Raw genomic sequence first — 23,836 nt, forward strand, 5'->3', positions numbered from 1 at the left:
GGACACTCCCGCAACCGGACCCACCCCGCCATCGACAGATTTCCGCGATCTGTCGGAATGGCATGGCGTGCTCTTGGTGGGTGTCGACCTTGGTCGGCACGCAGGTCCACGCCATGCGTGGATGTTCTTCGATCAATTGTCGAAATATTCGATTTCGATCGAGTTTCATCCGCGCGTGGCGTGGGTCTACCAGACGCTAGGAACCTGTCAGAGGTGGGGCGGTGTCGGAGTGCGGGGTGCCAGCCGCATGGGTCCGAGGCATGCCTCGGGCGGGTTGGGCAGGACGCCCAACCCCGGTCTTGCCGTGTGCGCAGGAAAGCGCACACGAGCATGCGGCTGCCAAGCCTACAGGGACGTACTTGCGGCGTCCCCGCACTCCGGCACCGCCCCGCCCAACCACGGAATGCACGCTGTTGCCGTTGCTGTTGAAGTTGCCGGCCAGCGGCCGGCACTACCACGGGTGCAGGGCGCAGCCCTGCCAAGAACCCTACCCCCGCGGCCGGCTGCGGGATGGCACCAGTGCGAACGTATCCACCGCCAGCTTCTCGGCATGGTTCAACCACGCGCGGATCTCCAGATCGTCCACTTCGTGGTCCAGCCCGAAAGACACGTTGATCTTGCCGTCCGCATCGGGCTGCACCCACTGCTGGGCCAGCACCACCTTGCGCTGCGACGACACCGCTTCGATCCAGAAGCCGCGATCCGGGCGCGTGCTCGCCACCAGCTGCAACATGTACTGGCCGGCACGGGTACGGCGGCCCTTCTGGGTGATCATGTGCGCCTGGCGCACACTCGGTCGCGGTCCCTGGAACGCATCCAGCGGCGCATCCACGGCGATGCCGCCACGCAGGTCATTGTCGCGGTACAGCTTGATGCCGTTATCGCGGTTGACCAGCAGCGCGCACCAGTCGCCGTCGGCCGAGCCATCCTCGAATGCGGTACAGCGATCGACATAGGCCAGAGTGTTGTCCGGGTCGGCATCATCGAACTGGCGCGAGGTGTTCTCCAGGTACACCGACTTCAGGCCCCAGTTCTTGTCGTACTCGAGCAGCACCGGCGGCTGCACCTGCTGCAGGCCGACCAGCACCTGGTCGTCGCCGTTGATCTTCAGTTCGCGGGTGGGTTCGCCCAACCACAGCGAGCGGGCGAAGGCGAGGTACTGCGGGTAATCGCGGCCGCCCTCGCGGCGGGTGGCCACGCTGGCGCTGGGCGCGCGTTGCGGGTCGATCAGCGACCGGCCAAAGCCCATGGTCTTCAGATTCGGGTCCAGCAGGCTGAGCAGGGTGGCGCCGGAATCCAGCGTGGTGCCGGCGTCGCTGGCCAGCTGGCGTGGCGCAATGCCCTCGCCGAGGAACAGCAGCAGGTTCTCGCGCTTCTGCCGGGTCAGGATGTGGCTCAGATCGTTGGGCATGGCCAGATGATCGGATGCGATCACGATCAGCGTGTCCTTGCCGTACGGGCTGGCCTGGATGCGCTGCACCAGTTGCGAGATCAGCCGATCGCTGCACTTCAGCGCGTTGAGCATGTTGATGTTGCCGTACGGGCCCTGGTAACGCTGGCCCTTGCAGGCCACCGGCAGGTGCCCGGCCGGGTGGTGCGTGTCCATGGTCAGCGTCGTCAGCATGAATGGCGCACCCTCGCGCGACAGCTGTTCAAAGCGCTGGTAGGCGGTATCCAGCAGCACGTCGTCGTGCACGCCCCACGGCGAGTAGTGCACCCGGCCGATCTTCTTCTGCTGCTTGAACCAGTCCAGGTCGTGTACTTCGTCGAAACCGTGGCTGGCCAGGAACTGGCCCTTGCCGGCGAAGCGCCCGTTGGCACCGCCGAGGTAGTGGTTGGTATAGCCCTGCTGCTTCAGGTAGTCGCCCAGGCACACCGCCTTGGGCAGGAAGCTGCCCATGCGGTCCATGCTGTTCTCATCGCCCTGCGAGGTGGTCAACGGCACGCCGCACATCGACGAGACCAGGCCAGCGATGGTCCAGCCGCTGCCTTCGGCCGAGGCCAGCCCACGAACATCCAGCGATCTGGCGGCGAGGCGGTTGAGGTCGGGCATCAGGCCGGGAAACACCGCCTCGTCCAGGTAGGTGCGTTCGAGGCTTTCTCCGTAGATCCAGACGATGTTGCGCGGGCGTTGCAGCGGCTGCGTCGGCACCTGGTATTCAGGGGCGATACGGGCGAAATCGACCGGGCGCAGCTGCTGGTAGAGACGCTGGCCGTCGCGGGCCAGCGGGCTGATCATGACCGTGGCCAGCCACACTGCGGCGAAACCGGTGAACCACGCACCGCCACGGCCGGGGCGGCGCCAGCGCTTCACCCGCGTGGCGAACAGCGGCAGCAGCGAGACCAGCGCCAGCACGATGAAGCCGGCGATGTAGCCTTTGAAGTCGGAGACGCCGGCACCTTCCATGTCCGCGCCGAGGTGGTACAGGGTGGCGGCATTGAGCCCGTCACCAGAGAGCTTGTCGATCAGCCACCACGCGCTGAGCATGAGCAGCAGCAGCGAGAGTGCGGCGGCCTTCCACCACACCCACTTTCCGGACGCGAGGAACAACCAGCACAGCAGCAACAACGACAGCAGCAGTATCCAGAGCATAGGCAGCTTCGGCAGTGACGGGGTGGTGGTGATGGACGTCGTACCGACGCGTGCCCATCCGACCGGCGCTGCCGCAAGCACATGCAGATGACAGGCCGATGACCCGATAGTGCATGCACGAACCTGACTGAAATGTTTGTTGAAACAATGCGCGCGCAATGGCGCTCAGAAGGTAAAACGAGCGTGAAATGCTCCGTTGGATTGCATTAAAAAACGCATGAATACGGCTGTTTCGCCGATGCGCTAGCGGTGCCCGCGCTCCTCGCGTGCACGCGCGCGACGGTCGAACAGCAATGCACTGGTCACGATGCCCAGCCCCAGCACCACGCCGATCAGCAGCAGCATCAGCGCGATCAGTGGATAGCCGAACAGATGCCATCCGGTGTCGATCTTCATCATCATCGCGGCGGCCATGATCAGGGCGGCACTGATGATGCCGGCGGCCACACGGTTGGCGATCTTCTGCAGGTTCTCCATCAGGCGTGATTCTTCCAGCCCGGTCACCTTCATCTGCAGGCGGTTCTCGGCCAGCAGCGCCATGATGTCCGACAGCTTGCGCGGTCCGTCGCGCAGCAGCTGCTGCAGCTCCATCGCCTCGCTGGCGATGTTGGCCGCCGACAGTGATTTCTTCAGGCGCGCGCGCATCACGTGCTGCAGCTGGCGCTCGACGATGCGGCGCGTGTCCAGTTCCGGCGCCAGCAGCCGGCATACGGTTTCCAGGTTGAGCAGGGCCTTGCCCAGCAGGCTCAGTTCCGGTGGCGTGCGCAGCCCGCAGGCGGTGGCGATGCGCACCATGTCCAGCACCACGCGGCCTTCGGAAAAGCTGCCACTGGCCGCATAACGTGCGATCAGCTGGCCGGTTTCGCGCAGGTAGCGCTCTTCGTCGAATGCTTCCAGCCGCGTGCTGATGCTGATCAGGTCGTCGGCCACTTCCTCGCCACGGCCATCGACGGCGGCGAACAGGATTTTCAGCAGGCGTTCGCGCAGGCGCGGCGGCATGTGCGCGACCATGCCCAGGTCGAAGATCGCCAGGCGCCCGTCGGGCATCACCCGCAGGTTGCCTGGATGCGGATCGGCGTGGATCTCGCCGTGCACGAAGATCTGGTCCAGGTAGCCACGGATCAGCGCGGCCGCCAGCGGGTCCATCGATTGTTCGGTGCGGCGCACGCCGGGAATGGCATCCACGCGCACGCCGGTGGCCAGCTCCATGGTCAGCACGCGCTGGCTGCTGTAGTCCCAGATCGGCTGCGGCACCCACAGCCGCCGGAAGGGCTTGAGGTGGCGCCCGAAGCGCGACAGGTTCTCGGCCTCGGTATGGTAGTCCAGCTCCTGCATCAGGGTCTTGGCGAACTCGTTGAGCCAGTCGCGCAACCGCACGCGGCGGCCGACCTGGGTCAGGTGATCGGCGGCCAGCGCAAAGCTGCGCAGCGCTTCCAGGTCCGAGCGCAGCTGCGCGGCCACTTCGGGCTTCTGCACTTTCACTGCCACCTGGCGGCCATCGTGCAGCACCGCGCGATGTACCTGCGCGATCGACGCACAACCCAACGGCTCGGGATCGAACGAGGCAAAGAGCTTGTTCACCCCCACCCCCAGCTCCTGCTCGATGATGGCGTGGATGCGCTCTACCGGGATCGGCGCCACCTTCTCCTGCATGCGCTCCAGGGCGGTGGCGAACTCCACCGGCACCATGTCCGGGCGGGTGGACAGCATCTGGCCCAGCTTGACGAAGGTCGGCCCAAGGGCCTCCAGGTCACTAACGAATTGTTCCGGGTTGCCATCGGCGGGCACGTCGGCCTGGTTGCTGGCGGCGTCCAGGTTCATGCCGGAGAACACGCCCGAATGGCGGTAGCGCAGCAGCAGGCGCAGGATCTGGCTGCGCCGGTTCATGCCTTTGACCAGCGGGGGATTGCCATTGGCGGTGGGCGGATTGCTCAAGCGGAACTCCCATGCGACGAAGACGGGTAGCGCCGGCCGCCGGCCGCTGGCCGGCGATGCCCGGGTGTCGCAGTGTCGCTGGGGGGCGGTGGGCATGCGGTGAACCCCGCAGCTATCGCAGAGGCCGCCGGATCGGTCAGAATCCGCTCATTCCCCTTCTTGGACGCCCCATGGCCGGTGCCAGCCTGTTTGCCCTGCTCGACGATATCGCCTCCCTGCTCGACGATGTCTCGGTGCTGACCAAGGTCGCCGCGAAGAAGACCGCCGGTGTGCTGGGCGACGATCTGGCGCTGAACGCGCAGCAGGTCACCGGGGTCAACGCCAACCGCGAACTGCCGGTGGTCTGGGCGGTGGCCAAGGGCTCGCTGGTCAACAAGGTCATCCTGGTGCCGGCGGCGCTGGGGATCAGTGCGCTGGAAGCCTGGCTGCACAGCCGCGGCTGGAACGTGCCGCTGATCGTGCCGCTGATGATGATCGGCGGTGCCTTCCTGTGCTTCGAGGGCGTGGAGAAGCTGGCGCACCGCTTCCTGCATTCAGCCGACGACGATGCCGAGCGCCAGACCGAACGCCGCAAGGCGCTGGCCGATGCGCAGGTGGACATGGTGGCCTGGGAGAAGGACAAGGTGAAGGGCGCGATCCGCACCGACTTCATCCTGTCGGCCGAGATCATCGTGCTGACCCTGGGCGTGGTCGCCACCGCGTCGTTCACCAACCAGGTGGTTACGCTGGCGGTGGTGGCGCTGGCGATGACGGTGTTCGTGTATGGGCTGGTGGCGGGCATCGTCAAGCTCGACGACGTCGGCCTGTACCTGTCGCGCAAGGGTGGAGCTGTGGCGGCCTTTGGTCGCGGCCTGGTGGCCTCGGCGCCCTGGCTGATGAAGTTCCTGTCGGTGGCCGGCACCATCGCCATGTTCCTGGTCGGTGGCGGCATTCTGGTGCACAACGTGCCGGCGCTGCACCATGCGGTGCAGGCGATGGGGGGCGAAGGGTCGTGGGGCTGGCTGATCAGTGCCGCCGCCAACATGGTGGTGGGCATCATCGCCGGTGCCATCGTGCTGGCGGCGGTGACCGGGTTCCAGAAGCTGCGCGGGAAGTGATCTGTAGAGCCGAGCCCACGCTCGGCTGCTCTACGGCGCTGCGCGCCGCCGCCCGAGCCTGGGCTCGGGCGCTACAGCGTCTGCACGCTGGGTCATCAGCCTGCCTGCACGCGGTTCTTGCCCTGTCGCTTGGCCGCATACAGCGCATCATCGGCGCGCCGCAGCAGCGCGTCGGCATCGTCGCCGGGCTGCCATTGCGCCAGGCCGGCGCTGAAGTGCACCGGCACGCGCCGGTCCTGCACGGTCAGCACGCGGTGCGCCAGCGAGCGCTGCAGGCGCAGTACGGTGGCCATGCTGTCGGCCCCCTGGGTTTCCGGCAGCACCAGCACGAACTCATCGCCGCCCAGCCGTGCGATGCCGTCGGTGGCGCGCAGCAGCAGCTTGCACACGGCCACCAGGTGCTGCAGCAGTGCATCACCGCCGGCATGGCCGTGCGCGTCGTTGGTCTGGTGGAAATCATCCAGATCGATCACCGCCACGCCCAGCGGTGAGTGGTTGCGCGCGGCCCGCGCCAGTTCGCGTTGCAGCAGCTCTTCCAGGCCACGACGGTTCAGTGCCTGGGTGAGCGGATCAATGCGGGCCAGATCGCCGGCCGCGCGCAGTTCCTGCTCCAGCTCGGCGATGCGCTGCTCGGCACGCTCCACCTCCTGCCGCGCGTTGGCCAGGTGATCGCGCGCCTGTGCCGCTTGCTGCTGCACCTTCCCGGTGTCGCGCATCACGTCCTGCAGCAGCTGGTTGAGGTCGGCGATGCTGCGCGCTTCGCGCAGCTGCAGCGCATAGCTGCCGATGCGGTCGTGGTACTCACCGGTGCTGGTGGCCATGCCATCCATGCGTTCGATGAACTCGCCCATCAATCCGCGCATGGCCGCTTTCGAATCGTCGATGCCCTGGCGCAGGAGCCCCTGCTTGTAGATCACTTCGCGCAGTTCGGCGCGGGTGCGCTCGACCGCTTCAGCTTCCAGCGGCCCATCCAGCAGCTGGCGCACCGCCGCGATCTGGCCCTGCAGCCAGCTGCGGTCGTCCAGCAGCTCGCTCACGTTTTCCAGCAGCAATGCGAACAGTTCCAGCAACAGTGCCTGCTGCTCCTGCCAGCTTTCGGCGCGCACACCGACCTGGTGGCCAAGTTCGCGCACGCCCTGTTCGATCGGCTCCAGTGCGGTGCCCGGCTGCCACTGGCGCAGCCGCGTGGCCAGGGCCTGCGCCTGTTCGCGCAGATCCGGGTCGTGCTGCAGCAGCGCCACCACCGCGCCGCCCAGCAGCAGCCGCAGCTGCTCGGACAAGCGCAGGCTTTCGGGCTGCCCGTCCGGTGAATGCTGCTCGATGGTGCGGATGTACTTGTCGATCAACTGCCGCATCGCGCGCCCGTAGCGCGGCCAATCGGCGCTGGCCTGCGCCGACTGCAGGCGGTCGCCCATGTCGCCCAGCTCGCCGGGCAGGGTGGCCATGCCGTTGGCGAACGCGGCCAGCAGCGGTTCCGGCGCGTCGGCTCCTGCGAACAGCTGCTGCAGCGCCACGCCGCCACCGCCCTGCAGCACCACGCGGTCGCCCAGGCCGTCATCCACCACCGCGCGCACGCGTGCCGGCGGCCCAAAGGCAGTACCGGGGGCAGGGCGGTGGTCGGGCTGGTCCGTCATGGAGCAAATCCTGGGGCTGGCAGGGGCTGGTTCCAGCATATCGGCGCGGCCGCCGACGGCTTGAACGGCTAGGATGGGCGACAGGATGCCGCAGTGGAGGTGGTGATGCGCGTGATGTTGCTGGGAGCGACGGGCCTGGTCGGCGGGCTGACCCTGTCCCGGCTGCTGGACGATCCGCGCTGCAGCGCCGTGGTGGCGCCCACTCGCCGCCCGTTGGGCATGACTCACGGGAAGCTGGAGACCCCGGTGCTGGCCTTTGATGCGTTGCCGGCCGCACCGGAGTGGGCGCGCGTGGACGCGGTCATCTGCGCGCTGGGCAGCACCCTGGCCCAGGCCGGCAGCCGCGAGGCCTTCCATCGCATCGACCATGACTACCCGCTGGCGTTCGCCCGCCTGGCGCAAGCGCAGGGTGCGCAGGTCTATGTGCTGAATTCCGCAGCCGGCGCCAACCCGCAGTCGTCGATCTTCTACAGCCGGGTGAAGGGCGAGCTGGAGCGTGACCTGCGCGCGCTGGGCTTCAACTCGTTGACCCTGGTCCGCCCAGGGTTGATCGGTGGCGAGCGCACCGAGGTGCGTCGCGGCGAGCGCTTGGCACTGGCGGTACTCGGCGCGCTGGGGCCGGTACTGCCGCGGGCGTGGCGGATCAACCCGGCCAGCGAGATCGCCAAGGCGCTGGTCGAGGCCGCGCTGGCCCCGCAGCCGGGTGAGCATGTGGTGGCATCGAGCGCACTGGTCGGCTGATGTCACGTGCGCTGCGCCTGACCCAGTTGCTGCAGCTGCTGCGCCGCCATCGACGGCCGGTGGCCGGGCAGGCGTTGGCCGACGCGCTGGGCATCAGCCTGCGCACGCTGTACCGCGATATCGAGACCCTGCGCGAGCAGGGTGCCGATCTGCGCGGTGAGGCCGGCGTCGGCTACCAGCTGGCGCCGAGCGATACTCTGCCGCCGATGACCCTGCCACCGGCCGAGATCGATGCACTGGTGCTCGGCCTGCGTTGGGTCGCGGCGCGCACCGAGCCGGCGCTGGCCGAGGCCGCACGTGACGCGCTGGCGCGTATCGCCCATGTGCTGCCCGCAGCACGCCGCGAAGCCTTGCGTGACACTGGCCTGCGCGTGGGCCCTTCGCGCACCGCGGCCAAGGTACCCCCTGCACGCCTGCAGGCCGTGCGAGAAGCCATGGGTTCGCAGCAGCGCCTGACGTTCGGCTACCAGGATGCGCACGGCCAGCGCAGCGAGCGAATCGTCTGGCCGTTCGCGCTGGGCTACTTCGATGAGGTGCCGATGCTGGCGGCGTGGTGCGAGAGCCGCGAGGATTTCCGCCATTTCCGGCTGGATCGCATCCGCCAGGTACGCGCGCTGGAGGATCACTACCTCGTGCCGCGCGCCACCCTGCTGCGGCGCTGGCAGAAGGCCCAGGGCATCGCGCCGGATTGGCTGGATCGCTCATAACCACAGCAACAGCCGAGAGCGGGGGGTAGAGTCGACTGTTAGTCGACTATCGCGCGCAGCGCGGGATTTTAGGCAGGCTGAAGGAAGAGAACAGTCGACTAACAGTCGACTCTACTGACAGAATCTGTCAGCAGGGCCGTACCACCATGAGCGCTCCCAACAACGGAGCTTCCCCATGTTCACGCCCAGCACCCTGCTGCAGTACGTGCGCGACGTCGCCACCAGCGCCACCTTCTACAGCGGCATCCTCGGCAAACCGCCGGTCGAGCAGTCTCCTGGCTTCGCCCTGTTCCTGCTCGGCGATGGCGCCGCACTGGGCCTGTGGCAGCGCGACGGCGTGCAGCCGCCGGTGTCCGCGCAGGCCGGCGCCGCCGAACTGGCGATGGTCGTCGCCAACCCCGACGCCGTGCAGCAGATGCACGATGCGTGGCGCGCACTCGGCGTGCAGATCCTGCAGGCGCCGGTGACGCTGGAGTTCGGCCACACCTTCGTCGGGGCCGATCCGGATGGCCACCGCCTGCGTGTGTACAGCCGCGCCGAAGGCATGGTCGCGCGCGATTGATCGCATGCGTTCTGTAGAGCCGAGCCCACGCTCGGCTGCTTCATGCGTTCATCCACGCGTGGCGTGGATCCACTGAAAAGCAGCCGGGCATGGCTCGGCTCTACAGTAGAGCGGACAAAAAAAACGCCGGGCAATGCCCGGCGTTTGTGTTTCACAGGTGGTGGCCGATCAGCTGGCCAGTGCCAGGTCGTCCATCATCGCGCGCAGGAAGCGGGCGGCTTCGCCACCGGTGGCCGCGCGGTGGTCGAAGGTGACCGACAGCGGGATCACCTTGTGCGCTTCCACGCCGCCCATCACCGGGGTCGTCTGATGGCGGGCACGGCCGGCACCGACGATGGCCACGCACGGCGGCACCACGACCGGGGTCGCGTAGCGGCCGGCGAACATGCCGAAGTTGGACAGCGAGATGGTGTAGCCACTCAGTTCCGAGGCGGCGATCGAACGCGATTCCACCTGCTCGCGCAGGCGGTTGACGCCCTCGCGGATGCCACGTGCATCGAGCATGTCGGCATTGCGCAGGGCCGGCACGAACAGGCCGTCGTCGGTGTCCACGGCGATGCCGATGTCCACGTGCGCGTGCAGGGTGCGGGTCAGTGCTTCACCGTCGAACCAGGCGTTCATCGCGGGCACCTTCTGCGCGGCGACCACGATCGAACGCACCAGGCGGGCGGTGACGTCGTTGCCCGGCAGCCAGGCATGGATGTCGGCGTCGTCGTTCAGCGTGGTCGGCACCACCTTGCTGTGCGCGTCGGCCATCACGCGGGCCATGTTGCGGCGCACGCCCTTCAGCGGTTCCGGCTGGCCCTTGGCGACCACGCCCGGCGGCTGGGTACGCATCGGCTTGCCGGCGGCGGACAGCGGAGTGCGGGCTTCGCTCTGCACCGGGGCAGACACCTGCGCCGGGGCCGGCGCAGCATAGGCAGCAGCGGCAACCGGTGCCGGAGCAGCGCCGAGCTTGGCGGTGCCGTTGGCGGCGGCCTGCTTGACGTCGGCCATGGTCACCGCGCCATCAGTGCCGGTGGCGGCCACGCGGCTCAGGTCCACGCCCAGCTTGCGGGCCATCGCACGCACGGCCGGCACCGCCTTGACGCCACCGACGGCCAGTGCCTGTTCGGCATGCACGGCATTGGAGCTCTGCATGGCGCCGACCACGGTACCGGCGTCATCACGCTCGGCAGCGGCGGGCTTGGCTTCTTCGGCGACCACCGGTGCAGCAGCGGCCGGCAGCGGCGGCGGGGTCGGTGCGGCCGCCGGTGCGGCGTGGCCATGGCTGTGGCCGGTGTCCTGGCCATCGGCGCGCTGCGGCAGGTTCGGGTCCAGTTCGAAGCTGGCCAGCACCGAGCCGGTCGGGATGATGTCGCCGGCGCCGCCGGACAGCTTCAGCACCTTGCCGGAGAACGGCGAGGGCACTTCCACCACGGCCTTGGCGGTCTCCATCGAGACCAGCGGCTCGTCCAGCTTGATCACATCGCCTTCCTTGACGAACCACTCGACGATGGTCGCGTCCGGCAGGCCTTCGCCCAGGTCGGGCAGGTTGAAGTTCTTGGTCTGGCTCATTTGCAGTTCTCTTCCAGCAGTTCCAGTTCGCGGGCCGGCAGCCAACCCGTCGCGCCATTGGCGCGCTCGGACCACCACCACCCACCGTGTTCGTGATGAAGCTTCACCATCTCGCCACTTTCCACATCCAGCTCGCGGGCGTCGTAGTCGCACAGGGCTTCGGCGCGACCCTCGTCCAGCAGCTGCAACCAGGCGATGGGCGCCCATCCAGCGCGCCCATCGTTGGTGCGTACCCAGGCAAACGCCGGCCATTCCTCGTCACGGACACCTACTTCGACGATCTGGCCGGTGCGGAACCGGAGCGGGTTGGGATACTGGCTGCGGTAAGCCCCCAGAAGGCGGGCCCGCATGTCAGCCGGCCGCCACCGCGCGCTTGGCCGCAGCCACGATCCGCTCAACGCTCGGCAGGTACTTCATTTCCAGGCGGAACAGCGGAATGTGGGTGTCGTAGCCGGTCACGCGCTCGACCGGTGCCAGCAGGTCGTAGATCGATTCCTCGGCCAGGCGCGCGGCGATCTCGGCGCCGAAGCCCGCCGTCTTCGGGGCCTCCTGCACGATCACGCAGCGGCCGGTCTTGGCCACCGACTCTGCGATGGTGGCGAAGTCCAGCGGACGCAGCGTGGCCACGTCGATGACTTCGGCGCTGATGCCTTCGCCGGCCAGCTTGTCGGCCGCTTCCAGCGCTTCCTTCACCTGTGCGCCCCAGGTCACCAGGGTCACGTCGGTGCCGTCGCGCAGCACGAAGCAGACGTCCAGCGGCAGGGCTTCACCGTCGTTGACGACCACTTCCTTGTACTGGCGATAGATGCGCTTGGGCTCCATGTAGATCACCGGATCCGGTTCGCGGATCGCGGCCAGCAGCAGGCCGTAGGCACGCTGAGGCGACGACGGCAGCACCACGCGCAGGCCCGGCACGTTGGTGAAGATCGCCTCGTTGGCCTCGCTGTGGTGTTCCGGCGCGCGGATGCCGCCGCCCCACGGCACGCGCAGCACCATCGGGCAGTGCAGGCGGCCACGGGTGCGGTAACGCAGGCGCGCGGCGTGGCAGACGATATGGTCGACCATCGGGTACATGAAGCCGTCGAACTGGGCTTCGGCCACCGGCTTCATGCCCTGCGCGGCAAGGCCGATGGTCAGGCCGGCGATGGTGGTTTCATCCAGCGGGGTGTCGAGGATGCGCTCGGAGCCGAAGCGCTGCTGCAGGCCGGCGGTGGCGCGGAACACGCCGCCGTTGACGCCCACGTCCTCGCCCAGCACCAGCACCGACGGATCGTGCTCCAGCTCCCAGGCCAGCGCCTGGGTGATGGCTTCGATGAGGGTGATCGGGGTGGTGGTCATGCTGTCATCTCCGCGCGCGATGGCAGCGCTGTCGGCGGCGTGGGTGTGCGCGCCGGGCGCGCCGTTCTTGATCTCATCCATGGCGCTTCTCCAGGGCGATCGCCTGGGCACGCTGGGCCAGCAGATCCGGCGGCGGATCGGCATACAGGAAGTCGAACATCGCCTCGACCGGCTGCACCGGGGTGTTGAGGTACAGGTTCACTTCCTCGTCCACGCGCGTGCCGCACTCGGCGACCCAGGCGGTTTCTTCTTCCTCGCTCCACACGCCGGCGGCGGTCAGGTACTTGCGCAGGCGCAGCATCGGCTCGCGCTGCCAGGCATCCTTCACCTCGGCGTCGTCGCGGTAGCGGCGCGCGTCATCGGCGGTGGTGTGGTCGGACAGGCGGTAGGTCATCAGTTCCAGCACGGTGCCGCCGTCGCCGGCCAGCGCACGTTCGCGCGCCTGCTCCATGGCAGCCAGCACCGCGATCAGGTCGTTGCCGTCCACCTGCAGGCAGTGCAGGCCACCGGCCAGGCCCTTCTGCGCCAGCGTTTCGGCACCGGTCTGGGCCGAACGCGGGACCGAGATGGCCCAGCCGTTGTTGACGATGCACAGGATCAGCGGGAGCTTGTAGGCGCCGGCCGAATTCAGTGCCGCGTAGAAGTCGGTCTTGGAGCTGCCGCCGTCGCCGCACACCGCCACCGCGATCTGCGCTTCCTTGTTGAGCTTGAACTTCAGCGCCGCGCCTGCGGCATGCAGGCACTGGGTGGAGATCGGCACGCAGAACGGGAAGTCCTTGGCCGCGTTGCCGCCGTAATCATTGCCGCGCTCGTCGCCGCCCCAGTACATCAGCACGTCGTGCGGGCGCACGCCACGCATGAACATCGCGCCATACTCGCGGTACGAAGGGGCGAACACGTCGTCCTTCTGCATCGCCGCGCCGATACCCACGTGCGCGGCTTCGTGGCCCAGGCAGGCGGCATAGGTGCCCAGCTTGCCGGTGCGCTGCAGTGCGATGGATTTGCTGTCGAACGTACGTACGAACAGCATCTGCTTGAACAGCGGTACCAGGACCTTGGGGTCGCGCAGCGACGCGGGCAGGTCATCGCGGACGAGCTTGCCGTCCGCGTCCAGGTACTGCAGGTATTCGATCTTGAATTCAGCGGCAACCGTCATTGCGTACTGCACCTTCGACAGAGAAGTTACAAATGATATGAATCGCCATGTTAAGGAACGCGTACGGAATAGCCTTCCTGCGCCGCAACACGGCGATTCCCCGTTTTACCCCTGCCGGCGGGTGGGGGGCCAATAACAACAACGTATTCAGTCGTTGCTGCAAAGCATCAGAATACGCCTCTGGCTGACCGCCAGCGCAACGCCCTGACCGGTTCCACGCGCAGCCCGGGGATCGGCCGATGCTCCACGGCCACCGCACGGCCCGGTATGGTGGGTCGGCTGCGCGCGTGGCGGGCAACGCGCTACCCTTGCCGCCCCTGATCTGGTTCCACCCATGTCCGTCGACAACAACCAACGCGATCTCGAAGCCGGCATCCACACCGATCTGCACGGGCGCCTGACCTACGGCGGCTACCTGCGGCTGGACCAGCTGCTCAGCGCGCAGCAGCCGCTGTCCAATCCGCCGCACCACGACGAGATGCTGTTCATCATCCAGCACCAGACGTCGGAGCTGTGGTTGAAACTGCTGGGCCACGAGCTGCGCGCGGCGATCGGCTTCCTGCAGCGCGATGAAGTCTGGCAGTGCCGCAAGGTGCTGGCCCGCAGCAAGCAGGTGCTGCGCCAGCTGACCGAGCAGTGGTCGGTGCTGGAAACGCTGACCCCCTCTGAATACATGGGCTTCCGCGACGTGCTGGGCCCGTCTTCGGGCTTCCAGTCGCTGCAGTACCGCTACATCGAGTTCCTGCTGGGCAACAAGAACGCGCAGATGCTGCAGGTGTTCGAGCACGACCCGGCCGGGCAGGCGCAGCTGCGCACCGTGCTGGAAGCGCCGAGCCTGTACGAGGAATTCCTGAAGTACCTGGCCCGCTTCGGCCACGCCGTGCCGGTGGTGTACGAGAACCACGACTGGACCCAGCCGCATGTGGCCGACGACGCCCTGCAGCCGGTGTTCGAGCGCATCTACCAGGACACCGACCGCTACTGGCGCGAATACGCGCTGTGCGAGGACCTGGTGGACCTGGAGACTGCCTTCCAGCTCTGGCGCTTCCGCCACATGCGCACGGTGATGCGGGTGATCGGCTTCAAGCGCGGCACCGGTGGCTCGTCCGGGGTCGGGTTCCTGCGCCAGGCGCTGGAGCTGACCTTCTTCCCCGAGCTGTTCCAGGTGCGCACCACCCTGCAGGCCGCGCCCCCGGCAGCGCTGGGCTGACCCGCATTCAGCTTGGCCCCCGACAGGTGGCTGGATCGTTTCAGATGCAAGTTCAGCGAGCAGGCGGTCACCTGCCTCAAACGGCGTGTATTTGACGTGAACGCCACAAGTCGGTGATCCTCGCGCGTTGCTTCAACTGCACATCGGACGTGCTCGTCATCCACCGAACCAGGAAACCCGCATGAGCGTAAACGCCACTGCGAACACCCCGGAGCCGGCGCTGCCGGACTTCAAGACCACGCTGGGCCACCCGCGCCCGTTGTGGATGCTGTTCATGACCGAGTTCTGGGAGCGCTTTGCGTTCTACGGCATCCGCTGGGCCTTGGTGCTGTACATCGTCTCCCAGTTCTACAGCGGCAACGCCGCCGGTGAGGGCGATGCCAGCCGCATCTACGGCGCCTATCTGGCCCTGGTGTACGCTGCGGCCATCTTCGGTGGCTATGTCGCCGACCGGGTGCTGGGGTACCAGCGCTCGATCCTGACCGGCGCGATCATCATGGCGGCCGGCCTGTTCATGATCTCGCTGCCGCAGGAGCACATCTTCAAGCTCGGCCTGGCCACGATCATCGTCGGCAACGGCCTGTTCAAGCCCAACATCTCGACCATGGTCGGCAAGCTGTACGGGCTGAAGGATGAGCGCCGCGACTCGGGCTTCACCATCTTCTACATGGGCATCAACATCGGCGCGATGATCGCCCCGGTGCTGACCGAGTACCTGGCCCGCAAGGTCTTCGGTACCTCGGAAATGCCGTCGTACAAGGTCGTGTTCATCGCCTCCGGCGTGGGCATGCTGATCTCGCTGGTGTGGTTCTACATCGGTCGTGCCGGCCTGAAGGGCATCGGTGCACCGCCGGCCGGCGCCGAAGGTTTCGGCCGCATCATCATGGTGCTGGCCGGTGCCGTGATCGCCATTCCCGTGGCGTACTTCCTGCTGGCCACCGGCGCTACCGCGCTGGCCTGGATCCTGGGTGCGATGTTCACCGCGCTGGCCATCCTGCTGCTGGTGGAGGGCATCCGCGAGGGCAAGGTGCAGCGCGACCGCGTGATCGCCATGCTGATCATCTTCGCCTTCAACGTGATGTTCTGGATGTTCTTCGAACAGGCCGGCAGCTCGTTCACCTTCCTGGCCGAGAACATCGTCAACCGCCAGATGGGTGACTGGACCTTCCCGACCGCGTGGTTCCAGTCGGTCAACTCGGTGGCGATCATCACCCTGGCGCCGGTCATCGCCTGGATCTGGGTGGCCCTGGGCCGCGCCAATCCGTCCATTCCGCGCAAGTTCGGCCTGGGCCTGCTGTTCAACGGCGCCGCCTTCGCACTGCTGATGTACGCCCTGTCGCAGATGGTCGTGGATGGCAAGATTCCGTTCTGGACCCTGTTCATGGTCTACGTCATCCAGTCGGTCGGCGAGCTGTGCCTGTCGCCGATCGGCCTGTCGATGGTGACCAAGCTGGCACCGGTGCGCCTGGTCGGCTTCGGCATGGGTGGCTGGTTCCTGTCCACCGGCATCGGCAACAACCTGTCGGGCATCTTCGCCGGCGTGGTCAGTGGTGAAGGCGGCATGACGGTCGAGTCGGCCCTGAAGGGGTATACCTTCGGGTTCTGGGCCCTGATCGGCTCCGGCGTGGTGCTGTTCCTGATCGCCCCGCTGATCAACAAGCTGATGCACGGCGTCAAATGATGATGAGAGGGTAGAAGGCATGCGCATGAAGCTCGGTGGTGCAATGGTGGTGGTCTGTGCGGCGCTGATCGGCGCCTGTTCCCAACCGCAGCCGCCTGCCGCCGCCGAGCCCACGCAACCTCTGGATACCCGACCCACCGAGCCACCGGTCGCTGACCCCAGCGAACCGGTGGCCTCGGGCAATACCCCGGTGGCGGCGGACATCGCCGCCATCGCCGGGCTCGGCGCGCAGTTCGACCCGGCCCGCAACCCCGCCGACGACCTGGCCACCGCCAAGGTGGAAGCCCAGCGCGGCAAGAAGCGCATCCTGCTGGAGGTCGGCAACGCCGCCTGCGACCGCTGCCACGCACTGGACGAGATCGTGGAAGGCAACGGCGACCTGCGCCGCTTCCGCGATGCGCACTACGTGTGGGTGAAGGTCAATGCCAGTGACGAACAGCCCAACACCGCCTTCTTCGCCCAGTTCCCGGTGATGGAGCGCGACTACCCGCACCTGCTGGTGCTGGATGCCGATGGCGGACTGCTGGTATCGCAGGCCACCGGCGAGCTGCGCAAGGGCGAAGCCTTCCAGCCCGCACGGGTGACCGCGTTCCTCAAGCAGTGGGCACCTGACAAACCGGAATAGGGGGTAGTGCCGGCCGCTGGCCGGCACTGATTGATGTCGGGTCGCATCCACGCATGACGTGGATCTACTGTGGTGGCGGTCACATTCCCGGAATCGGCCTCTCAATATCGCAACGCGCTCGCCGCTACCGGCAAGGACCTCAATCGACACCCCGTCGATGCAACCTTCCGGAACGCCCATGCACAGCGACCACGCCGAACGACTGCCCGAACCTGCCAGCGACCTGGCCGCGGCTGGGGCAGGCGAGGGTGTGACCCTGCCGCCGCAGGAGGCGCTGCTCGATGACGCCGGCACCGGTGAGGGCATCGTTGAACTGGCACCGCCGCGCCATCGCCTGCCGCAGATCGCGCTGCCCGACAACGTGGTGCTGAAGGGTGCTGTGCAGAAACTGGTCGAGCAGAAATCGCGGCTTGATGCGCTGGCTGCCGAAGGCCAGTTGGCGGGACTGCTGCCGCCTGAATGGCAGGGCCATGGCGTGCGCGCGATCGAACTGTCCACCTTCATCCAGGGCGTGCTGCCGTTCCTGCAGCCCGGCGAGCGTGGCGAGACCGCGCCCGCCCGCCTGCCGGTGCGCCATGTGCTGGGCGACGACAGCCGCTGGGGCCTGGGCGATGTGTCCGAACCGAAATCGCTGACGTGGTACCTGGCCAGCGACGAGCGCGCCACGGCCGGCAGCAAGGACGTGGCAGAAGCCTACCTGGTCGGCGCGCTGGGCCTGGCGTGGATGCAGGAAGGGCGCAGCCGGCCCGGCTTCCTGCGTGCGATGGGGCAGGACAGCCTGGCCGCGCGGGTGACCATGCTGGGCTATCCAGCGGCCAGCGAACTGGCGCTGTACAGCGTCACCGTGCACGGCCAGCCGCAGATCTGGTGCGTGCACGGCCGCCGCCGCATGCGGCCGCTGGTGGCGCCGTGGCTGAGCGTGCCGCTGCTGACCGCCTACGGCGTGCCGGCGCCGGTGGCGTGGCCAACTACGTTCCCGCCGGTGGAGGCGGTGGCCGAACTGCTGGCCAGCGCACGCCTGGGCCGCGCGCTGCCCGAAGTGGACCTGGGCAAGGCCGTGGCGAAGATCGCCGAGGATGCCGCATCCGAAGCCTGGCAGCCGGTCAGCCTGCTGCAGCTCAACACCTGGTCACCGCGCTGGCACTTCTTCCTGGGCACGTTCGTCGGGTTGCCCTCGCTGCTGCTGGTGGCCGCCGCGCTGGCCCTGCCGGGGGCGGTCGAAGCGGCCACGGTCGCCGCCTCGCTCGGCTTCGCCGGTGGCGCCATCGCCGCGCTGGCGGTGCCGTGGATCCATGCGCGGCGCAAACACCTGAGCTGAAAAAGGGGACGGAGGGGATTAAGCCGCAATCAGCACAGGTGTGCCTGAAACGACTTAATCCCCTCCGTCCCCTTTTTTCCCTCAGACCCCTTCGCCCATCCGCTCCAGGCCATCACCGGCCAGGCGCAGGATCAGCTTTTCCAGCAGCTGCTCCTCTTCCTCGCTCAGCACCGACATCAGCTTGCGGGTGATCTCGATCACCATCGGCGCGATGGTCTCGTATACCTCGAAGCCGGCCGCCGACAGCGCCAGCACCGAACGGCGGCGGTCGTCGCCGTGGGTCTCGCGCTTGATGAAGCCGCGTTCCAGCAGGCGGGCCACGGCGCGGCTGACCGCCACCTTGTCCATCGCCGTGCGGTCGGAGACCTCGCTGGCCGAGGAACCCGGGTACAGCGCCAGGATGGTGATGACCCGCCATTCGGGAATCGCCAGACCGTAACGATCGCCGTACAGCTTGGCGATGTTGCCGCTGACCCGGTTGGACAGCACGCTCAGCCGGTAGGGCAGGAACTGTTCCAGGTCGAGCAGGACGTGCGAGGCACGCAGGCGGGTCGAGGCGGGATCGGCGGGGCTCATGTTGCGGTGCACCTTGCTGGTGGTTTCAAATGTAACTATAAGGGGAAGGTCCAGACCCTGCATTCTCGCCGGGTCCCAACCTGCCCGCACCTGGTTTGTACCGATGCGGTACCGATTCGGAGCCACGCCATGAATACCGCAGTCCCGACCGCCTCGCACCCCAACCCCGGCATGCAGGTCACCACCTTCGAGAACCCGATGGGCATCGACGGCTTCGAGTTCGTCGAATTCGCCGCCCCGGCCGGCCGTGGCCAGGAGCTGCATGAGTACTTCCGGAAGATGGGCTTCAGCGCGGTGCTCAAGCACAAGCAGCGTCCGATTACCGTCTATCGCCAGGGCGACGTCAACTTCCTGGTCAATGAAGACCCCGATTCGTTCGCCGCCGACTTCGCCGAAAAGCATGGTCCGTGCGCCTGCGGCTTCGCCATCCGCTTCAAGAAGCCGGGCCAGGAGGTCTACCAGACCGCACTGGGCAACGGCGCCGAAGCCATCGCCTTCAAGCCGGACAGCAAGGCGGTCAGCGCACCGGTCATCAAGGGCATCGGCGACTGCATGCTGTACCTGGTCGACCGCTATGGCAGCGCCGGCAGCATCTACGACGGCGACTACGAGCCGATCGCAGGGGCGGACCTGCACCCGTTCGGCTTCGGCCTGACCTTCATCGACCACCTGACCCACAACCTGTATTTCGGCAACATGCAGCAGTGGTCGGACTACTACGAGCGCCTGTTCAACTTCCGCGAGATCCGCTACTTCGACATCAAGGGCCTCAAGACCGGCCTGGTGTCCAAGGCGATGACCGCCCCGGACGGCATCGTGCGCATCCCGTTGAACGAATCGTCCGATCCGAAGAGCCAGATCAACGAGTACCTGGACGCGTACAAGGGCGAGGGCATCCAGCACATCGCCTGCTTCACCGAGAACATCTACGAGACCGTCGAAGCGATGCGCGCGCAGGGCGTGGATTTCCTCGACACGCCGGAAACCTACTTCGACGTGATCGACCAGCGCGTGCCCAACCACGGTGAAGACGTGCCGCGCCTGGCCAGGAACAAGATCCTGATCGATGCCGACCCGGAAACCCACCAGCGCAAGCTGCTGCAGATCTTCACCCAGAACTGCATCGGCCCGATCTTCTTCGAGATCATCCAGCGCAAGGGCAACGAAGGCTTCGGCGAAGGCAATTTCACCGCGCTGTTCGAGAGCATCGAGCGCGACCAGATCCGCCGCGGCGTGCTGTAAGGTCTGCAGGCAATGTCGGCCTGCCGGTCGGCATTGCCTGTCCGAATGTTAGTGCCGGCCGCTGGCCGGCAATCTCTGGAGTTCCCATGTCCCCCGCCCTCACCGCCCGCGGCTACCAGTCCGGTTTCGGCAACGAGTTCGCCACCGAGGCCGTCGCCGGCGCGTTGCCGGTCGGGCAGAATTCGCCACAGAAGGTGGCCCACGGCCTGTACGCCGAACAGTTGACCGGCACCGCTTTCACCGCCCCGCGTGGCAGCAACCGCCGCAGCTGGCTGTACCGCATCCGCCCGGCGGTCACCCACGGCGAGTTCACCCCGTTCGCGCAGTCGCAGCTGCAGTGCGATTTCGGCGCGCAGCCGGCCTCGCCGAACCAGCTGCGCTGGAGCCCGCTGCCTTTGCCGGAACTGCCGACCGACTTCGTCGAAGGCCTGTACACGATGGGCGGCAATGGCTCGCCCGACGCGCATGCCGGCGTGGGCATCCACCTCTACGCCGCCAACCGCGACATGGTTGGCCGCTACTTCTACAATGCCGATGGCGAGCTGCTGATCGTGCCGCAGCTGGGCGGCCTTCGCCTGCTGACCGAGCTGGGCGTGATCGAGATCGAGCCGCAGCAGATCGCGGTGATCCCGCGTGGCGTGCGGTTCCGCGTCGAACTGCCCGCTGGCCCGAGCCGCGGCTACATCTGCGAGAACTACGGTGCGCTGCTGAAGCTGCCCGACCTGGGCCCGATCGGCTCCAACGGCCTGGCCAACCCGCGCGACTTCGAGACCCCGCACGCGGCGTTCGAGGATGTGGACGGTGACTTCGAGCTGATCGCCAAGTTCGAGGGCCGCCTGTGGCGCGCGCCGATCGACCATTCGCCGCTGGACGTGGTGGCCTGGCACGGCAACTACGCGCCGTACCGCTACGACCTGCGCCGCTTCAACACCATCGGCTCGATCAGCTACGACCACCCGGATCCGTCGATCTTCCTGGTACTGCATTCGCCCAGCGACACGCCCGGCACCAGCAACATGGACTTCGCGATCTTCCCGCCGCGCTGGCTGGTGGCACAGAACACGTTCCGCCCGCCGTGGTTCCACCGCAACATCGCCAGCGAGTTCATGGGCCTGGTGCATGGCGCCTACGATGCCAAGGCCGAAGGCTTCGTGCCGGGTGGCGCATCGCTGCACAACTGCATGAGCGGTCACGGCCCGGACGCGCCGACCTTCGACAAGGCCTCCAGTGCCGACCTGTCCAAGGCCGATGTGATCAAGGACACGATGGCCTTCATGTTCGAGACCCGCGCAGTGATCCGGCCGACCGCGCAGGCGCTGGCAGCGGGCCATCGCCAGGGCGATTACCAGCAGTGCTGGAACGGCCTGCGCAACAATTTCCGCTGACCCGAAAAGGGGGACGAGGGGATTAAGCCGCAATCAGCACACGTGTGCCTGAAACGGCTTAATCCCCTCCGTCCCCTTTTTTCTTCAAGCGACCTCGGCGAACGCGTCGCAATGCTCCAATGGCAACGCCTCCAGCAGGCGTTGCCGTACGCGCTGGCAATAGCCGTCCGAGGCCAGCCCGGGCAGCATCCGCATCGCCGAATGCAGCCGCTGCAACACCTCTTCTTCCGCGCGCGCCTGCTGCAGGTCGCGGAACAATGCCGCTGCCTGCGGGTGACGTTGCATCTCCAGGATCCCCAGCACGTAGATGCGCGCGGCCACCAGCGAGCGGCGACGTTCGACCGGCGTGGCGGCAGGCGCTGCCGACGCCTGCGCCGATGCGGCCCTGGCTGGCCCGGCAACGGCTGGAGGGGAGGGGGCCGCCGCTGCCGGGCCGGTGCTCAGGTAGCCGGCCTGCACCAGCTGGATCACCATGGCGGGCGCGTCCTGGCCGAGCAGGCCGGTCAGATCGGCGATGCTGCGCTGGCCATCGCACAGGATCAGCAACCGGCGCTGGCGCATGTCCAGCGGCGCGCGGTGCGCCTGCAGCGCGGTTCGGGCGAGATCGGTCTTGCGCGGTTGCATGGAAGGGACAGCCAAGTCGGTGCACGCCGAGCCTGAACGAAGGCGATGAAACGGCGATGACAATGCAGCGCCTGCACGCGCGCTGCGCTAGCGTGCAGCTACCTTCGTGCCAGGGAACCGCACCGATGAAGCACCTCCCGATTGCTGGTCTGTTGCTCCTTTCGCTCGCCGCCTGCAGTGCAGGCCCCGACAAGCAGGGCGCCGCCGGCAGCGGCAGTGATACCCCGGCCGAAACTGCCTCGGCGACCGGGCCCGCGCAGTCGACCGATCCCGACCTGGCGGCCCGCCCGGCGAACGACCTCCGCAAGGACAGCCCGGCGCGCCTGGATGGATTCGGCGGCGCCACGCTGGGCACCGGCATCGCCGAGGTCCGCAGCGGCTTCGGCACGCCGCTGCAGGGGCTGGGCACCGATGCCGCCGGCAAGCCGCTGCCCGCCGACGACGGCAACGACGGCTGCTACTTCCTGCGCCCGCAGGATGCCGAGGACCCGCGCCTGATGATCGAAGGCCGCAAGCTGGTGCGCTACGACGTGCGCAGCGCCGCCATCACCGCACCGGGCGGCGGCAAGGTCGGCATGACCCTGGGCGAGCTGCAGGTGCTGTACCCCGAGCGCGCGGACGTCGGTCCTGACAAGTACGACGAGAAAGCGCAGCACCTGCGCGTGCGCCCGGCGCAGGAGGGCGGGGCGGTCATCGACTTCGCACTCGGCGCTGATGGACGGGTCAGTGCCTGGCGCGTCGGCAAGACCCCGCAGGTCGATTACGCCGAAGGCTGTGGCTGATCCTTGATCCACCGCCCAGCCATGCGCTCAGGCCACGCGTAGAATCGCGCCACCATTGCTGGGGGAGTGCTCGATGATCGCCATTGCCATTGCCTGGTTCCTGCTCGGCCTGCTGCTGCTGGCGCTGGGCGGGGACTCCATCGTCAAGGCCGTGTCCGGCCTGGCCCAGCGCTTCGGGGCCAGCCCGTTCACCGCCGGGCTGCTGCTGCTCGGGGTAGCCACCTCGTTGCCGGAACTGGCGGTCAACGCGCGCGCGCTGGCGGTGGGCCAGCCAGAACTGGCGCTGGGCAATGCGGTGGGCAGCAGCATCGCCAACCTGGGCCTGACCCTGGCGGTGGCGGCCATCGCCGCGCCCCTGCTGCTGCGCGCGCGCCTGCAGACGGTGCTGTGGTGCTCGCTGCTGGCGGCCGGCGTGCTGCTGATCCTGTTCGGGCTGGATGGTCGCCTGGCGCGCTGGGAAGGCGGGGTGCTGGTGGCCGGCTTCATCGCCGTGCAGGTGCTGCTGCTGCGCCGGGGCCGCAGTGAGAGCGCCGAGGTGCAGGCGGCCCTCGCCGAGTCCGCACTGAGCCGCACCAGCCTGCCGTTGAACGTGCTGCGGGTGCTGATCGCCGCACTGACCCTGTACTGGGGCGCGCGCCTGGTGGTGGGTGCCGCCGCCGACTTCGGGGCCGCGCTGGGCTGGACGCCGCTGCTGGTCGGCCTGTTGCCGGTGGCAATCGGCACGGCGCTGCCGGAAGTGGCCACGGCCATCGCCGCCGCACGCCGCGGGCACGGCGACATGGTGCTCGGCCACGTGCTGGGTTCCAGCGTGGTCAACCTGCTGCTGGTGATCGGCGCGATGGCGATACTGCAACCGCTGGCGCTGCCGGCCTCGTTCGTGCGCCTGGAACTGCCGGCGCTGCTGGCGTTCGCGCTGGTGCTGTACCCGATGCTGCGCGGCGACCTGAAGATCAGCCGTGGTGAAGGCGCGATCCTGCTGGTCGCGTTCGTCGGCTGGTTCGCACTGGAGCTGCTGCTGGTGGGCGCACCGGCGCTGTAGAGCCGAGCCCACGCTCGGCTGCTGTTCGTGCCGG

Annotated in this window: 20 protein-coding genes and 1 pseudogene; 12 read left to right on the forward strand and 9 right to left on the reverse strand. The window is 67.6% G+C overall.

All coding sequences use genetic code 11. The features are described 5' to 3' along the window. Nucleotides 1-487 precede the first annotated feature (487 nt). Together ARC23_RS12535 and ARC23_RS12540 are read right to left on the reverse strand one after the other, a co-directional pair. Entirely contained in the window at nucleotides 488-2,593 is a 2,106-nt protein-coding gene (locus ARC23_RS12535; protein ID WP_057497505.1) for a phosphoglycerol transferase I, read from the reverse strand. A gap of 243 nt (nucleotides 2,594-2,836) precedes the next feature. Then, nucleotides 2,837-4,483: pseudogene (locus ARC23_RS12540) on the reverse strand (ABC1 kinase family protein); the annotation flags it as partial. A gap of 215 nt (nucleotides 4,484-4,698) precedes the next feature. On the opposite strand from ARC23_RS12540, the gene ARC23_RS12545 reads away from it, so the two are divergent. Beyond that, nucleotides 4,699-5,625, forward strand: coding sequence for a DUF808 domain-containing protein (locus tag ARC23_RS12545; RefSeq protein ID WP_057497507.1), 927 nt, complete (start codon nucleotides 4,699-4,701; stop codon nucleotides 5,623-5,625). A 95-nt stretch (nucleotides 5,626-5,720) separates the two neighbouring features. Here the strand turns inward: ARC23_RS12545 and ARC23_RS12550 are convergent, their stop codons facing one another. After that, the gene (locus ARC23_RS12550) at nucleotides 5,721-7,259 is read right to left on the reverse strand and encodes a GGDEF domain-containing protein (protein ID WP_057497508.1); all 1,539 of its coding nucleotides are present in this window, start codon (nucleotides 7,257-7,259) and stop codon (nucleotides 5,721-5,723) included. Nucleotides 7,260-7,364: 105 nt separating this feature from the next. On the opposite strand from ARC23_RS12550, the gene ARC23_RS12555 reads away from it, so the two are divergent. From ARC23_RS12555 to ARC23_RS12565, 3 genes are all read left to right on the forward strand, one after another. Beyond that, nucleotides 7,365-8,000 carry a Rossmann-fold NAD(P)-binding domain-containing protein gene (locus tag ARC23_RS12555; RefSeq protein ID WP_057497559.1) on the forward strand — a complete coding sequence of 212 codons (636 nt, stop codon included), beginning with the start codon at nucleotides 7,365-7,367 and terminating at the stop codon, nucleotides 7,998-8,000. Further along, nucleotides 8,000-8,707 (forward strand): helix-turn-helix transcriptional regulator, encoded by a 708-nt coding sequence (locus tag ARC23_RS12560; protein ID WP_057497509.1) that lies wholly within the window; start codon nucleotides 8,000-8,002, stop codon nucleotides 8,705-8,707. The genes ARC23_RS12555 and ARC23_RS12560 overlap by 1 nt, the downstream gene beginning before the upstream one ends. 175 nt (nucleotides 8,708-8,882) lie before the next feature. Further along, nucleotides 8,883-9,269: a VOC family protein gene (locus tag ARC23_RS12565; RefSeq protein WP_057497510.1), complete on the forward strand. Its 387-nt coding sequence runs from the start codon at nucleotides 8,883-8,885 to the stop codon at nucleotides 9,267-9,269. A 168-nt stretch (nucleotides 9,270-9,437) separates the two neighbouring features. Here the strand turns inward: ARC23_RS12565 and ARC23_RS12570 are convergent, their stop codons facing one another. Genes ARC23_RS12570 through pdhA form a run of 4 tightly spaced genes read right to left on the reverse strand, consistent with a single transcriptional unit; the run spans nucleotide 9,438 to nucleotide 13,320 of the window. Next, nucleotides 9,438-10,826: a dihydrolipoamide acetyltransferase family protein gene (locus ARC23_RS12570; RefSeq protein WP_057497511.1), complete on the reverse strand. Its 1,389-nt coding sequence runs from the start codon at nucleotides 10,824-10,826 to the stop codon at nucleotides 9,438-9,440. Then, nucleotides 10,823-11,176, reverse strand: a complete 354-nt coding sequence (locus tag ARC23_RS12575) for an SH3 domain-containing protein (protein WP_012512332.1) — start codon at nucleotides 11,174-11,176, stop codon at nucleotides 10,823-10,825. The genes ARC23_RS12570 and ARC23_RS12575 overlap by 4 nt, the downstream gene beginning before the upstream one ends. 1 nt (nucleotide 11,177) lies before the next feature. Then, complete coding sequence (locus tag ARC23_RS12580) at nucleotides 11,178-12,245, reverse strand: alpha-ketoacid dehydrogenase subunit beta (RefSeq protein WP_057497512.1); 1,068 nt, start codon at nucleotides 12,243-12,245, stop codon at nucleotides 11,178-11,180. Continuing rightward, entirely contained in the window at nucleotides 12,238-13,320 is a 1,083-nt protein-coding gene (gene pdhA / locus ARC23_RS12585) for a pyruvate dehydrogenase (acetyl-transferring) E1 component subunit alpha (RefSeq protein WP_057497513.1), read from the reverse strand. The genes ARC23_RS12580 and pdhA overlap by 8 nt, the downstream gene beginning before the upstream one ends. Before the next feature lie 334 nt (nucleotides 13,321-13,654). On the opposite strand from pdhA, the gene ARC23_RS12590 reads away from it, so the two are divergent. The 4 genes from ARC23_RS12590 to ARC23_RS12605 all read left to right on the forward strand — a co-directional run bounded on the left by ARC23_RS12590 (nucleotide 13,655) and on the right by ARC23_RS12605 (nucleotide 18,154). After that, entirely contained in the window at nucleotides 13,655-14,530 is an 876-nt protein-coding gene (locus ARC23_RS12590; protein ID WP_057497514.1) for a tryptophan 2,3-dioxygenase, read from the forward strand. A gap of 181 nt (nucleotides 14,531-14,711) precedes the next feature. Beyond that, nucleotides 14,712-16,211 (forward strand): peptide MFS transporter, encoded by a 1,500-nt coding sequence (locus ARC23_RS12595; RefSeq protein WP_057497515.1) that lies wholly within the window; start codon nucleotides 14,712-14,714, stop codon nucleotides 16,209-16,211. Between the two features lie 19 nt (nucleotides 16,212-16,230). Continuing rightward, entirely contained in the window at nucleotides 16,231-16,836 is a 606-nt protein-coding gene (locus tag ARC23_RS12600) for a thioredoxin family protein (RefSeq protein WP_057497516.1), read from the forward strand. 178 nt (nucleotides 16,837-17,014) lie between these two features. After that, the gene (locus ARC23_RS12605; protein ID WP_057497517.1) at nucleotides 17,015-18,154 is read left to right on the forward strand and encodes a hypothetical protein; all 1,140 of its coding nucleotides are present in this window, start codon (nucleotides 17,015-17,017) and stop codon (nucleotides 18,152-18,154) included. 81 nt (nucleotides 18,155-18,235) lie between these two features. Here ARC23_RS12605 and ARC23_RS12610 read toward each other — a convergent pair whose 3' ends face one another. Then, entirely contained in the window at nucleotides 18,236-18,730 is a 495-nt protein-coding gene (locus tag ARC23_RS12610) for a MarR family winged helix-turn-helix transcriptional regulator (RefSeq protein ID WP_010482680.1), read from the reverse strand. Between the two features lie 129 nt (nucleotides 18,731-18,859). On the opposite strand from ARC23_RS12610, the gene hppD reads away from it, so the two are divergent. Both hppD and hmgA read left to right on the forward strand, forming a co-directional pair. After that, nucleotides 18,860-19,972 (forward strand): 4-hydroxyphenylpyruvate dioxygenase, encoded by a 1,113-nt coding sequence (gene hppD / locus ARC23_RS12615; RefSeq protein ID WP_203226361.1) that lies wholly within the window; start codon nucleotides 18,860-18,862, stop codon nucleotides 19,970-19,972. 86 nt (nucleotides 19,973-20,058) lie between these two features. Further along, on the forward strand, nucleotides 20,059-21,357 hold the full coding sequence (gene hmgA / locus ARC23_RS12620; RefSeq protein ID WP_057497518.1) for a homogentisate 1,2-dioxygenase: 1,299 nt from the start codon (nucleotides 20,059-20,061) through the stop codon (nucleotides 21,355-21,357). Nucleotides 21,358-21,441: 84 nt separating this feature from the next. Here hmgA and ARC23_RS12625 read toward each other — a convergent pair whose 3' ends face one another. Further along, complete coding sequence (locus ARC23_RS12625) at nucleotides 21,442-21,981, reverse strand: hypothetical protein (protein WP_057497519.1); 540 nt, start codon at nucleotides 21,979-21,981, stop codon at nucleotides 21,442-21,444. Nucleotides 21,982-22,106: 125 nt separating this feature from the next. On the opposite strand from ARC23_RS12625, the gene ARC23_RS12630 reads away from it, so the two are divergent. Together ARC23_RS12630 and ARC23_RS12635 are read left to right on the forward strand one after the other, a co-directional pair. Continuing rightward, on the forward strand, nucleotides 22,107-22,763 hold the full coding sequence (locus ARC23_RS12630) for a hypothetical protein (RefSeq protein ID WP_057497520.1): 657 nt from the start codon (nucleotides 22,107-22,109) through the stop codon (nucleotides 22,761-22,763). A 73-nt stretch (nucleotides 22,764-22,836) separates the two neighbouring features. Continuing rightward, nucleotides 22,837-23,802 (forward strand): sodium:calcium antiporter, encoded by a 966-nt coding sequence (locus tag ARC23_RS12635; RefSeq protein ID WP_057497521.1) that lies wholly within the window; start codon nucleotides 22,837-22,839, stop codon nucleotides 23,800-23,802. Nucleotides 23,803-23,836 lie beyond the last annotated feature (34 nt).

This window comes from Stenotrophomonas beteli (genome assembly GCF_001431665.1).
GTDB classification, from domain to species: Bacteria; Pseudomonadota; Gammaproteobacteria; order Xanthomonadales; family Xanthomonadaceae; genus Stenotrophomonas; species Stenotrophomonas beteli.

Coding starts and splice junctions, on each gene's coding strand:
- ARC23_RS12605 (WP_057497517.1), top strand. CDS start 17,015: ATGCACAGCGACCACGCCGAACGACTGCCCGAACCTGCCAGCGACCTG.
- ARC23_RS12565 (WP_057497510.1), top strand. CDS start 8,883: ATGTTCACGCCCAGCACCCTGCTGCAGTACGTGCGCGACGTCGCCACC.
- ARC23_RS12535 (WP_057497505.1), bottom strand. CDS start 2,593: ATGCTCTGGATACTGCTGCTGTCGTTGTTGCTGCTGTGCTGGTTGTTC.
- pdhA (WP_057497513.1), bottom strand. CDS start 13,320: ATGACGGTTGCCGCTGAATTCAAGATCGAATACCTGCAGTACCTGGAC.
- ARC23_RS12590 (WP_057497514.1), top strand. CDS start 13,655: ATGTCCGTCGACAACAACCAACGCGATCTCGAAGCCGGCATCCACACC.
- ARC23_RS12595 (WP_057497515.1), top strand. CDS start 14,712: ATGAGCGTAAACGCCACTGCGAACACCCCGGAGCCGGCGCTGCCGGAC.
- ARC23_RS12575 (WP_012512332.1), bottom strand. CDS start 11,176: ATGCGGGCCCGCCTTCTGGGGGCTTACCGCAGCCAGTATCCCAACCCG.
- hppD (WP_203226361.1), top strand. CDS start 18,860: ATGAATACCGCAGTCCCGACCGCCTCGCACCCCAACCCCGGCATGCAG.
- ARC23_RS12600 (WP_057497516.1), top strand. CDS start 16,231: ATGCGCATGAAGCTCGGTGGTGCAATGGTGGTGGTCTGTGCGGCGCTG.
- ARC23_RS12610 (WP_010482680.1), bottom strand. CDS start 18,730: ATGAGCCCCGCCGATCCCGCCTCGACCCGCCTGCGTGCCTCGCACGTC.
- ARC23_RS12555 (WP_057497559.1), top strand. CDS start 7,365: ATGCGCGTGATGTTGCTGGGAGCGACGGGCCTGGTCGGCGGGCTGACC.
- ARC23_RS12570 (WP_057497511.1), bottom strand. CDS start 10,826: ATGAGCCAGACCAAGAACTTCAACCTGCCCGACCTGGGCGAAGGCCTG.
- hmgA (WP_057497518.1), top strand. CDS start 20,059: ATGTCCCCCGCCCTCACCGCCCGCGGCTACCAGTCCGGTTTCGGCAAC.
- ARC23_RS12635 (WP_057497521.1), top strand. CDS start 22,837: ATGATCGCCATTGCCATTGCCTGGTTCCTGCTCGGCCTGCTGCTGCTG.
- ARC23_RS12630 (WP_057497520.1), top strand. CDS start 22,107: ATGAAGCACCTCCCGATTGCTGGTCTGTTGCTCCTTTCGCTCGCCGCC.
- ARC23_RS12550 (WP_057497508.1), bottom strand. CDS start 7,259: ATGACGGACCAGCCCGACCACCGCCCTGCCCCCGGTACTGCCTTTGGG.
- ARC23_RS12545 (WP_057497507.1), top strand. CDS start 4,699: ATGGCCGGTGCCAGCCTGTTTGCCCTGCTCGACGATATCGCCTCCCTG.
- ARC23_RS12560 (WP_057497509.1), top strand. CDS start 8,000: ATGTCACGTGCGCTGCGCCTGACCCAGTTGCTGCAGCTGCTGCGCCGC.
- ARC23_RS12580 (WP_057497512.1), bottom strand. CDS start 12,245: ATGGATGAGATCAAGAACGGCGCGCCCGGCGCGCACACCCACGCCGCC.
- ARC23_RS12625 (WP_057497519.1), bottom strand. CDS start 21,981: ATGCAACCGCGCAAGACCGATCTCGCCCGAACCGCGCTGCAGGCGCAC.